Below are 12,795 nucleotides of genomic sequence, written 5' to 3' on the forward strand. Positions count from 1 at the left end.
GTAAGATAATAGGTGCATTATTTTGTGATTAGGAGTGTATATATGAATAAAAATGGGGAATGGAGTGCTGCAAGACGAATATTCATTATTTTAATGGATGTTTTGATGTACAATGTAGCCATATATAGCAGTTTCTTACTGAAATTTCATGGGGAAATACCCATGCGGAATTTTGAAACTTTTCAACATTCAGCAATCTTTATTTCTGTTATATTTATTGCCTTGAATATCTTATTGGGCGTATATGTTTTTTATAATCGAACGGTCAGCGATATCGTGTTTGTCACGGTTATTGGTCAAGTCTTAATGACATTGGGGATCATGGTCGTCACCTTTGCTGGACGCTGGTTTGCTTTCCCACGAGGCGTAATTTTACTGTCATTTGTGCTAGCGACCATTTTATTGAGTCTTTACAGAATATTAATCTATAAGTTGTACTTGAAAGTCAGTCGTGATAAGAAAGTCGTGATCGTTGGATCAGAAAAAGATGTGGCACCGGCCATACAAAATTTCAGTTCTAAAAAAAATAATAAGCATAAAGTAGAAGCGGTTGTCATCGATCACTACTATGAAAATGTGAAAAAAATGATTGATCAAATGGATATCGTCTATCTGGCTTCACATATTGAAGAAGCAGAAAAAGTAAAAATCTATCAACTAGTGACAAAAAATGAGAAGAAATTATTTCTCAATACGACATTTGAAAACTTAACGATGATCAATCCAAACATCATGAACTTTGAAGATGAAAGTATTATTGAAGCTTCAGGCTTCAGGATTCCACCAGAATATGAATTATTCAAGCGGTTGTTTGATATTATCGTTTCGTTGATTTTACTGATCATAGCCTCACCTTTCATGTTATTAACTGCTATTTTAGTAAAAGTTACTTCACCGGGTCCGGTTATTTATAAACAAATTCGGATCACTAAAAATCAAAAAGAATTTTCAATCTATAAATTTCGCTCGATGACTGCGACTGCAGAAGCCAAATCAGGACCTGTTTTGGCTAAGAGCAACGATGCTCGTGTCACTCCAGTGGGTAAATTTATCCGAGCAGTTCGTTTTGATGAATTACCACAAATCTTTAATGTATTAAAGGGAGACATGTCGATCGTTGGTCCTCGACCAGAACGTCCTTTCTTTGTTGATCAATTTAATGCGGAAAATCCTTATTACTATTTGAGACACAATGTACGTGCTGGGATAACGGGTTATGCGCAAGTTTATGGGAAATACGTATCAGATTACAACAGTAAATTACGGTTTGATTTACTTTACATCAAGAAATATTCTTTATTGCTCGATTTAAAAATATTATTACAAACCATTAAAATTCTTTTTGATAAGATGTCTTCTCAAGGCTTGGAAGAAGATGAGAATGTTCATTCATTGGCAGAGATTGCTTTTCCAAAAGAGAAAATCTTTCGCTAGTTGAGAGGTAGTGAAAAATGAGTAACCCAAAATTTAGTATCGTCATACCCATTTATAATGCTGAAAGCACGATTGCTCGTACGATCGCATCTTTAAAAGAATTTGATTTTACTGATTATGAAGTTTTGTTAATCAATGATGGTTCGACAGATCAAACGGAAGCAATCATTACGAGACTTATTGAGAACGACCCTAAATTTCGACTGATCACAACGGCTAATCAAGGGCCTGGTTTAGCAAGAAATGAAGGGATTATGCAAGCCCAAGGAACTTACATCTTATTTTTTGATGCGGATGATACGCCGAAAAAAGAAGTTTTATCTGATTATGACAAGCTTTTAGCTAAACATCCAGACACCGATTTGATCGTTAGTTCGTTTATCTTTCGAACGATGGACGGAGAACAGATTATTTCAGAAAAAGAAAATTTAGTGACGGAGCATCATTATCAAAGTCATGATAGTTTTATAAAAGACATGTATCGATTAATGAACGATCAGTTGATGTATGTAGTTTGGAATAAATGTTATCGAAGGGATATTTTAAAACAGAATCAGCTTCTTTTTAAAGGATACAATAGCTGTGAAGACCGTATTTTTAATTTGCATTATTATAAATATTGTCAAAATGTCCTGATGAACCCGAAAATTTCTTATATCTATGAATTTGAAGGTGGCAAAGGAATCACGAATCAGTACCGTCCCAATAAATTTAGTACCTTCAAAGAGTTCTACCAATTAGCAAATGAAGTGACGAATGAAGTCGATAAGCCAGGAATGGCAGCTCTCCATTTAAAAGGAACGACGTCGGTCATCTTTTCTATCTATGGCACTTCGACACGGACAGCAAAAGAAAAAAAAGCTGAAGCAAAGCAAATATTAACGGATCCAACTATTGTTGAGGCGAAAAAAATTGCTTGCACCGACTCTACAGTAAAAAAAGTAACGAAGCAATTGTATAACCTGCCTTGTTCATTCTTTTTAACTGCTGTACGCATCGGAAGTTTTGTTGAAATAAAGATGCCAGGATTGATGGCAACACTAAAACGAGTGTATTAAATAAGCGACCGGAATAGCAGGGTGATATCATTTGCTTTTCAATCGAAATAAAAAAGCAGTGACAGCTGTCATGGCTTTATTCTCACATTTATAAAAGTGTTAGGATAAAAGTTTCTTCTAACACACTATTTATTCGAGTTTGGGTCTTTAGGTTTTCCTTTTGACCCACACTCTTTTTTTGCAAATTTAGACAGATTCTATTTCGGATAAAAAAATAGTTATGATAAAATAAAAATAGAGGGAGCTGTAAGTATGTATAGTAATGATCCTGAATTAAGAAATGTCCAGCAGGTAGTGTTAGAAATCGCTCAATATTTTGTCGATTTTTGTAATAAACACGACCTACTTTGTTATTTTTGTGGCGGTGGCTGTATTGGCTCTATCCGTCATCAAGGTTTTATTCCTTGGGATGATGACTTGGATTTTTTTATGCCTAGACAAGATTATGAAAAAATAAAAGAACTATGGCCAAAATATGCTGATGTTGAACGCTATCCGCTATTGGTTGCTTCTGAGAATTACAATGATCATAATTCATTTATGACCATTCGAGATGCAAATACCACATTTGTCAAAACGTATCAAGAAGGAATGGCTATTCCTCATGGTATACCGATTGATATTTTTCCTTTGGACGGTGCGCCTGAAAAAAGTGCGCAACGGAAAATCCAAAAAATGTGGGCGCTCGTTTATGCATTGTTTTGTTCTCAGGTTGTGCCCGAAAAACATGGGGGAATGATGGCAACAGGTAGCAAGGTGCTTTTAAGTACGTTCTCTTCGCCCAAAATCCGCTATAAGATTTGGCGTTTTGCAGAAAAACAAATGAGTAAGTACTCATTCGGATCGACACCTTATGTCACAGAATTATGTGTCGGACCTAAATATATGGGAAATATTTACCATTTGGAAGATTTTAAATCAGCGATTGTTGTTCCCTTTGAAGAGACAAAAATGCCAATTCCTGTTGGGTATGACCGCTATTTGAAACAGGTCTTTGGTGACTACATGCAATTGCCCCCTGAAGAAGAACAACAGCCTCATCATGAAGCTGTTCTTGTTGATACTAAAAAAGCTTACAAAGTAAACGATACAGTATGAAGGAGAAAAGAGATGAAACGGATTTTTTCTGGTGTACTTTTATGTACATTATTATTAAATAGCTCTATTTCCAATACTTATGCAATTGAAAATATAGCTAAAACTTCTCAATCTAGTCAAGAACAGAAGGCTATGAATGAAGTGGGAACTGAAGAAAAGCAAATGAACGACTCGTCTGATTCAGCAACACTTACCACAACTAACGATACAAAACAATCGGATAGTTCGACAACTACGGAAACATCTACGGCTGAGACTTCTTCGACAGAATCCAGTATGACCAGCAGCTCGACAATCCCCACTCAAGAAAGTACCAGCACTTCGGGTTCCGAGACCGCCAATTCTACGAGTGATTCTACCGAGGTCCAACCAGATGCTAGTCAAGGTGATTCAAGAGAAGATGCTGAACTCGGGAAAAGAGGGACAAACCATAAAAAAGGTACTTATGCCATGCAACCGTCTGGCAGTCAGTATGGGATTATGACGAGAATGAGGGAACCTGATAGTGTATATGCCGATAATCCTAATTTACCAAGAAAAGACTTCATTGATGTCGCTAGTTGGAATGGAACAATCTCTGTTGCTGAGTATCAAAAAATTAAAAGTTACGGGGTTACGGGAGTAACCGTCAAGCTCACTGAAGGAACATCTTATACTAATCCGTATGCGCAAAGTCAAATCAACAATGCTAAAGCTGCAGGACTAAGCGTGTCCGCTTATCATTATAGCTTGTATACATCTGTCCAGACGGCTCAAGCAGAGGCAAAATATTTTGCACAAGCAGCGTCAAAATTCGGTTTGCCCAAAAATGCGATCATGTTCGATGACGCAGAAGACCCAAACTTGATTTCCAACGGACGCGATACGCAAAAAAATGCTTTGGCTTTTAATCAACAACTAAAAAATCTTGGGTATTCTAATGCTGCACTATATCTTAGTAGAGGCTGGCTAGATAGTGGGTACATCAATCCTGCTCCCTTTAATAAAGAACGTATATGGGTCGCACAATATCCTTATACTCCAACACAATCGATGCAGTGGAACAATGATTATGGCGCTTGGCAGTGGTCGTCTAAAATGTATTTCCCAGGTTTGGCTAATTATCAATCACGTCCCTTTGACATGTCGATGATTTACAGTTCTTTTTTTGGAACGCCAAATACAGGAACCGGACCTGATCTAAATAATTACTATACGACCAATCCTGGAAGAGTCATCCTCAAGAGTGATGATTGTTTTTACAATGATGTGAATTTTACCAGTCCTGGAATGACTGTTAAGAAAAATACTTTAGTTACTGTGAAGAGTATTCAAACAACTGCTAGTGGGATTCCGCGCTTATTTACAGATCACGGCTATTTAACAGCAAATAAATCATATGTTGTAGCGGCTCAAAGCAATATTGATTCTTATTTTACAACGAATCCTAAAAAAGTCCGTTTGAAGACCGATGATTATTTTTATGCAGATACAGCTTTTACCCAACGTTTGAATAAAGTCACGAAAGGTACAGTGGTGGAAGTAGAAAGCTTAGCTTACACGGACTCTGGTATTTTCCGTTTAAAAACAAAAAATGGCTATTTGACTGCGAATAAAAATTTGGTCGAACAGTATCGTGATATCTCTGATATGTACTATATGACAAATCCAGGACAAGTCATTGCTCAGACAAATGATCGTTTTTACCAAGATGTCGAGTTTACAAAACCAGGAGAATCAGTCTCAGCTGGTACGGTCATCAAAGTAACGGGAATTGAAAAAACAAAGAGTGGGATACCTCGATTAAAAACAAATAAAGGCTTTTATACAGCAAATAGAGACTACGTGATCGCAACTGTAGCATCAATTGATAATTACTATACGAAAAACCCTGTTCGAATCGTCATGAAAGCCAATGATACTTACTATCGAGACACAGACTTTCTCCATAAAGGAAAAGCAGTGACGAAAGGGTCGCTTGTATCTGTTACAGGTGTCGTATATCGTGAAGGTCAAGTACCGCGATTGCTTACGCCCGATGGCTATTTGACGGCTAATAAAGAGTATGTGCAAGAAGTGCCAGATAATATCTCAAACTATTATTATAGTAATCCAGGATATGTGGTCATGAAGACAAATGATACGTATTATCATGATGTCAATTTCAGTCAAAAAGGGGAGGCAGTCTCTAAAAATGAATTGATTGAAGTGCAAAATGTGGTATTTACAAGTGGTGGAATCCCACGGTTAAAAACGGCAAAAGGCTATTTGACAGCAAATAGAGGTTATGTAACACAATTAGTGAGTGACAGTGATAATTACTTTATCGAAAATCCAAGAAAAATTGTTATGTTGAGGGATGATCGCTATTATTCTGACATAGACTTTAAACAACCAAGTACCGCAATTGCGAAAGGTACGGTGATCGATGTCTTAGGTATCGAGTATACAGCTGGTGGAATCCCACGATTAAAAACCAATAAGGGATATGTTACAGCTAATAAAGGGTATGTTACAGCTGCTGCGAATGCAAATGATAATTATTTTGTGACGAATCCTAAAAGAGTTCAACTGTTGATGAATGATTACTACTATAAAGATCTCAGTTTTACGCAAAAAGGAGCAGCAATTAGTAAAGGAACGATCGTAGAGATCCAATCAATCGAATATACCCCATCAGGACTTCCACGATTAAAAACAGCTGATGGTTATGTGACTGCAAATAAAAAGTATGTTCAAAAAGTAAACTAAAAATAAATAAAACAACACATCAATCGAATGTTCTATCATTCTTTTGATGTGTTGTTTTTTTGTATAATACTTATATTTCACCGAGGCTCAGTGGAAAACATTGAAAGTTATTGGCAGTTGTGAGAAAATGTAAAAGGTTAAATATGGTTTTTATTGAACGGATAGTGAAATAATAGGCAAGTTTTCAATACCTATTTAGTATAAATACACATAAAAGAAAGGAATTTATCTCATATGATTACAGCTATAATTATTGCCGGTGGCGTTGGCAAACGAATGGGGCAGGATATACCAAAACAATTTATTAATATCGAGGGGAAGCCCATCATTATTTATACATTGGAGTCATTCCAACACCATCCACAGATTGATCGAATTCTTGTTGTATGTAAATCAGGTTGGGAAGAAACCATGTGGGCTTATATCAAAGAGTTCAATATCAGTAAAGTCCAATGGGTGATTACTGGCGGATCTAAAGGACAAGAATCAATCAATAACGGTGTACAATTTTTAAAAGATTATTCAGAGGATGATGACACAATTATCATTCATGACGGTATCCGTCCATTGGTGGATGAACTCGTCCTATCAGATGTGATTGTGAAATGTAAGGAATATGGAAATGGTGTGACTTCATTACCATATAATGAACAGATTTTTATTAAGAAAACCGAAGAAACGACACAACAATATGTGGATCGTAATACGTTACGACGTGTTTCAACTCCACAAGCATACCAATATGGTAAATTACTTTCTGCTTATAATCGGGCGGTCAAAGAAAATATTGGAATGACAGACTCATCTTATACCAATACGATGATGGTGGACTTAGGTGAAACCTTGTATTTTGCGGCTGGTTCTGATAAAAATATCAAATTGACCACAACCGATGATTTAGAGCTTTTCAAAGCATATTTAAAAATGAAAGATTAGGTGAAGAGGATGTCTTTAATAAATAATCCACTATATAAAGATGATTTGCTGAAGGTAGTCGAACATACTCCTGATTTAAAAAGTTTGGATGGTCAATCTTTACTCATGATTGGTGCCTCAGGTATGATTGGTTCTTTTTTAGTCGATACGTTAATGTTAGCAAACCAGTATTTAGGGGTTAATATTAAAGTATATGCAATGGGAAGAAATCGTCAAAGATTGGAAGAACGATTCTCTCCGTATATCTCTGATCAAAATTTTGAGATCATCGAAGGAGACGTGACAGATCCGTTGCCTTTTTCTATTAAGGCTGACTATATCATCCACGGTGCAAGCAATACCCATCCAAAAGCTTATGCAACCGATCCAATTGGCACGATTATGACGAATCTTGCAGGTACAGAACAAGTATTGAAACATGCTGTAGCAACAGAACCGAAAAGAGTGCTTTTCCTTTCAACTGTAGAGATCTATGGCGAAAATCGTGGAGACGTTGAAAAGTTTTCGGAAGATTATTGTGGTTATATTGATTGCAATACTTTACGTGCCGGCTATCCGGAAGGTAAGAGAGTCAGTGAGTCCCTTTGTCAGGCATATATTGCGAAGCATCAATTAGATATTGTGATTCCAAGATTATGCCGTACATTTGGCCCAACGATGCTGTTATCTGACTCTAAGGCTTCTTCTCAATTTATCTTGAATGCAGTGCATGAAGAAGATATTGTATTAAAGAGTGAAGGAAACCAGTATTTTTCCTATATTTATGTAGGAGATGCTGTTTCAGCAATGCTTCATCTTCTTATTCACGGTCAGATTGGAGAAGCTTATAACATCTCTAATGACAGTTTTGATTTGCATCTAAAAGAGCTTGCTCAAAAACTTGCTGAAATTAGTGGGAAGCAAGTCATTTTTGAATTACCTGATGCAATTGAACAACAAGGCTTTTCTAAAGCAAATACGGCTATTTTAAATAATGAAAAAATTAAAGATACTGGCTGGTTCCCGATCTTTAGTCTAGAAGAATCACTGAAGCATACAGTACAGTTAGTTAAGGATGAAATACATGTGTGAAATTAGTATCATCGTACCTGTTTATAAAGTTGAAAAATATTTAAAAAAATGTGTAGATTCCATTCTCGCTCAGACTTTTTCCGATTTTGAACTGATTTTAGTGGATGACGGTTCACCTGATAATAGTGGACGTATTTGTGATGACTATGCAAAGAAGGATGCTCGTGTACGGGTCGTCCACAAACAAAATGGTGGATTGAGTAGTACAAGAAACGCGGGAATCGAAGTAGCAAAGGGAAAATATTTGGGCTTTGTTGACAGTGACGACTATATCGCAGAAGATATGTATGAACTTTTATATAAAGCAATCATCAAAGAAGAGGCAGACTTATCGATCTGTGGTATTTATGATGTCTACGAGGGAAAAGATCCGATAATCAAACCCACAATCAAAAAAACAGTAACCGCTGAAGAAGCGTTATTATTAATTTTACAAGGAAATATCATCTCTGTTCATGCAGTGAACAAACTCTATAAGCGAGAACTGTTTTCAACTATCCGCTATCCAGAGGGAAAATATCATGAAGATTCTTTTATTATTGTAGATTTATTGAATCAATGCCACAAAGTAGCCATTGACTCTGAACAAAAGTACTATTATTATCATCGTCTTGGAAGTATCAATACAGAAAGTTTTTCAGAAAAACAATTTGAATTTATTGAAGCTTGGGAAAACAATGAAATAAAGCTCAAAGACCGAAGTCAAGAAATCAAAAAAGCAGCACATCAACGTGTTTGTTTTGCTAACTTTTTAGTTCTCGATAAGATTATAGTAGCAAACGTAACGGATCGTCCGGAAACAAAAGAAATCGTAAGTTATTTAAGACATAACTTTCGATTCATTATGGAGAATGAGATATTTACCAAGAGTCGTAAGTTTTCTACATTACTCTTAATGATTAGCTTACATTTATATAAGTTTCCAGTAGAATTTAGAAGGAAACATATAACTAAAACTAAAGATTAACCGTTACGGTGATTGATCTTTTATACTAATGGAGGATAAAATGTTTACTAAATTTTCAAAGCAATTCCATAGTATAGGACAAAAAATAGCATTGCCCTATATTGTTTTTTTTGAGCTTGTCTTAATCTGTCGGATGGTTAGTGTTTATTCCACACTACCACCAAAAATCGATTCCATCTTTTCGATGATTATCATGTTATTATCAGGAGTCATTTTCCTTAGCCACTTTTTACCAATGATTCTCGAAAAAAAGAAAATAAAAATTGAATATTGGTTAATTGTTTTTATAGTAATTTTAGCAATCAGTACATTGTTGAATCGAGAATATGCTTTCACGGAAAACATCAAACTGATTATTTGGCAATGTATCTTTTTCTTTTGTGTATTTGAAGTGGGAAGAGAAAATAATAAAAAACTATTTACTGTGTTTGAAACGATTCTTTTAGTTGTTTGGTCTGCACTTGTCCTATTTTCTCTTTATTTGTTTTTTGCTCGTGTAAGTTTTTCTACGCCAGTTAAATCATTGTATTATGGCATGCGAATCGGTTTTTTTGAAAATCGTCTTTATGGGATTTTTGTTGATCCAAACTATGCGACAACTATTTCATTGGTTTGTATTATTTTTGCCCTTAGAAAAGCTATTTTTAATCAAAAGCTATGGGTGAAAGTTCTTTCTATTTTTGTTATGTTCGTTCAATTTAGCTATATTTCTCTCTCAGGTTCAAGATCTGGTATGATCCAATTGGTAGTTGCGGCCTTTTTTGGTGTTTTCTTCTTTTACTTATTTTATCAGTCGAAAAAAAATCAATCGTTAGTATTGAAAGTAGTAGGAGCAACAGTCCTAGCTGCGATTAGTTCAGCCGTTGTTTTTGGTGGCGTATCATTGATGAAAACAGGTTACGTCAATGTAGCAAACCGTGTGGAAATCACAAGTCCTAAGGTCGTTGACTTTTTTGAAAAAGATTCAGAGAAAAAAATTCCTGACGAAAAATTGGTCACTACCGAAAGACCGGATGTTGTTGGAAATAAAGATATTTCTAACAGTCGTTTTGCTTTATGGAAAAGTGCAACTGAATTGATGCGACTTGAACCCATTTTCGGAACAACACCAAAAGGTTTTGTGGCAATTGCCAAAGCTAAAATCCCAGAGACTCATATTGCTAAAACGGGGCAAACACCTCACAGTGCCTTTTTCTATCTATTAGCAGCAACTGGTATCTCTGGAACAATTGTTTTTGTCCTGTTTTTACTATCAAAAATGTGGCAGTCTTTGCGGATTCTATTTGCTACAAAGCAAAAAAATTATCTAGAATTTCTGATAGATAATCAAATTGTGTTGATCATCTTAGTCTCTAGTTTATTGATTACTGAAATTATACTAACTAGACGTTCTGCAACATTTATTTTCTGGTTGTATTTAGGAAAACTTCAATATGATTTCGATCAACAAAAACAATTGAACAGACTGGAAAAATAATTAAGGTAATAGGAAAAATCCTTGCAGAGAAACAAAGGATGCAAGGATATTTTCTATTATTGGTCAATTTGATGATCAAAGGCAAATAAATATTCCCGTTCGTTAGTAAAAAATTTAATTGGATATAGGAGACTTCTTATGAGAGAATTAACAATGGCAGAGGTACAAAAAAAAGCAGTTGATATTTTAGTTTATATTGATAAAATCTGTCGTGAAAACAACCTAAAATATACCATATTTTATGGAAGTCTGATTGGTGTTGAACGCCATCAAGGTTTTATCCCTTGGGATGATGATATTGATATCGTGATGCCCCGACCAGATTATGAAGAATTGCTTTTGATCTTAAAAAATGATACAAATTACAAGTTGTTGTCCTTTGAAACAAGAGAAAATTTTAGATATCCATTTGCAAAAGTGATTGACCCAAAAACTGTAGCTAAAACAAAGCAGTTTTTTAGTGGGGAAGAACCTGATTTAGGCGTTTTTGTTGATATTTTTCCTATTGACGGCATTCCAGATTCTGCTACAGAACGTCAAGCTCTAAGAGAGACAACAGAGAATTATCGTCTAAACTTAATGGACACTTTGGGATTAGCTTATGCTCGAAGCTTTGATTTTTTGAAAGCAGTCGTAAAATTAGTAGTGCGTTATCCTCATCATAAAAAATTATTGAAAATCGGAGATAATGTCTATTGGCAAAAAAAATATCAAGAAGCTGCTAAAAAAATCCGATTTGGAGATACGGACACATGTGGTTATTTAGAATGGATTCATATTGATTGGGGTGTTTTTCCAACGCAATGGTTTACTGAATATGAAGACGTCGAATTTGAAGGACACAAAGTAATGGCTATCAAAAATAGAGGAGATTTTCTTACATTGCGTTACGGAGATTACATGACAATGCCACCGGAAAATGAACGCGTGACACACCATCCGTATAACTTTTACGAAAAATAGCCTCTCGAAATGGTTACAAAAAGTAAGACGAAACAACAAAGTAGCATCTTTAATACTATATCTTAGAAGGAGTGAAGTAAATGCGTGAAAAACTGCAAACAACTGTTGTAATGGCTACATATAATGGCGAAAAAAATATTATAGAACAGCTCAATTCTTTGAAAAATCAATCTCAAAAAATTGATGAAGTTATCATAAAAGATGATTGCTCAACTGATCAGACAGTCAATATTGTACGAAAATTCATTGAAGAAAATCAGTTACAGGCTACCTGGCAATTGATTGTTAATGAAGAGAACGTTGGATGGCGAAAAAACTTTTTTAAACTGCTGGATTTAGCAAGTAAAGATGTTGTGTTTACTTGTGACCAAGATGATATTTGGCATGAAAAAAAGATTGAAGAAATGAGTCGTACTTTTGCGAATCAACAAGTTCAAGTTTTAGTATCAGATTATCATGAATTAGTAGAGCCAGGTGGTTTAGCAGAAGAGTTAAAACGGGTTGATACAGAAAAAATAGAGGGACAATCAGAAGAACGAGTGGTTTTTAATGAAAACAACTTATTCCTAAGACGTCCAGGCTGTGTCTATGCTATTCGCCAAAGCTTTATTGCGAATGTGATGCTTTATGCTTCAAGAATGGAGAATGCAGTCCATGATATGTCCATGTGGGGAAGTGCTGTTTTAAGCAATGGGTTATTTCTCTTAAGAAAACCATTGATTGAATGGCGTAAACATGGTCAAAGCTCTTTTAAAAAAGAAATTGACCAAGCAAACAAAGTAACAGCCTACCAAAAAAGACTAAATACGTTACGGCGAAGATTGCAACGTGTACATGCAGCCAATAACTATTTAGCTAATTTAACTGATATAGATGATTTTGAGAAGAAACAAAAAATGCTCTTGTCAATGATTGATGAACTAGAAATGCGTATTGCTATATTAGAAAAGGAACAGTTATCAACAATTCTTGCTTCTTTCTTCCGCTATAAGCGTAAATTTTATTTTGGTACTGATATCTATCATCTTATAAAATATAAGTCAGGAAAGTGAGGTATCAGC

10 protein-coding genes are annotated in these 12,795 nt (G+C 35.3%); all 10 read left to right on the forward strand.

The features are described 5' to 3' along the window. Nucleotides 1-42 precede the first annotated feature (42 nt). The 10 genes from AB3H90_RS04770 (at nucleotide 43) to AB3H90_RS04815 (ending at nucleotide 12,786) form a co-directional block, all read left to right on the forward strand. Nucleotides 43-1,434, forward strand: coding sequence for a sugar transferase (locus AB3H90_RS04770; RefSeq protein WP_010738174.1), 1,392 nt, complete (start codon nucleotides 43-45; stop codon nucleotides 1,432-1,434). A gap of 17 nt (nucleotides 1,435-1,451) precedes the next feature. After that, entirely contained in the window at nucleotides 1,452-2,492 is a 1,041-nt protein-coding gene (locus AB3H90_RS04775) for a glycosyltransferase family 2 protein (protein ID WP_010738173.1), read from the forward strand. Between the two features lie 252 nt (nucleotides 2,493-2,744). Then, nucleotides 2,745-3,590 carry a phosphorylcholine transferase LicD gene (locus tag AB3H90_RS04780; protein WP_010719733.1) on the forward strand — a complete coding sequence of 282 codons (846 nt, stop codon included), beginning with the start codon at nucleotides 2,745-2,747 and terminating at the stop codon, nucleotides 3,588-3,590. 12 nt (nucleotides 3,591-3,602) lie between these two features. Then, a complete protein-coding gene (locus AB3H90_RS04785) occupies nucleotides 3,603-6,320 on the forward strand; it encodes a DUF5776 domain-containing protein (RefSeq protein WP_368016283.1) in 2,718 nt (905 codons plus the stop codon). 234 nt (nucleotides 6,321-6,554) lie between these two features. Further along, the gene (locus AB3H90_RS04790; protein WP_010719731.1) at nucleotides 6,555-7,256 is read left to right on the forward strand and encodes a 2-C-methyl-D-erythritol 4-phosphate cytidylyltransferase; all 702 of its coding nucleotides are present in this window, start codon (nucleotides 6,555-6,557) and stop codon (nucleotides 7,254-7,256) included. A gap of 9 nt (nucleotides 7,257-7,265) precedes the next feature. Then, a complete protein-coding gene (locus AB3H90_RS04795; protein WP_010719730.1) occupies nucleotides 7,266-8,327 on the forward strand; it encodes an NAD-dependent epimerase/dehydratase family protein in 1,062 nt (353 codons plus the stop codon). Continuing rightward, a complete protein-coding gene (locus tag AB3H90_RS04800) occupies nucleotides 8,320-9,294 on the forward strand; it encodes a glycosyltransferase family 2 protein (RefSeq protein ID WP_368016284.1) in 975 nt (324 codons plus the stop codon). The genes AB3H90_RS04795 and AB3H90_RS04800 overlap by 8 nt, the downstream gene beginning before the upstream one ends. Nucleotides 9,295-9,334: 40 nt before the next feature. Beyond that, entirely contained in the window at nucleotides 9,335-10,771 is a 1,437-nt protein-coding gene (locus tag AB3H90_RS04805) for an O-antigen ligase family protein (RefSeq protein WP_368016285.1), read from the forward strand. A gap of 138 nt (nucleotides 10,772-10,909) precedes the next feature. After that, nucleotides 10,910-11,734: a phosphorylcholine transferase LicD gene (locus AB3H90_RS04810; protein WP_034698873.1), complete on the forward strand. Its 825-nt coding sequence runs from the start codon at nucleotides 10,910-10,912 to the stop codon at nucleotides 11,732-11,734. A gap of 80 nt (nucleotides 11,735-11,814) precedes the next feature. Then, the gene (locus AB3H90_RS04815; RefSeq protein ID WP_010719726.1) at nucleotides 11,815-12,786 is read left to right on the forward strand and encodes a glycosyltransferase; all 972 of its coding nucleotides are present in this window, start codon (nucleotides 11,815-11,817) and stop codon (nucleotides 12,784-12,786) included. Nucleotides 12,787-12,795 lie beyond the last annotated feature (9 nt).

The sequence above is a fragment of the Enterococcus sp. C63 genome, from assembly GCF_040887215.1.
Classification (GTDB): Bacteria; Bacillota; Bacilli; order Lactobacillales; family Enterococcaceae; genus Enterococcus_B; species Enterococcus_B hirae.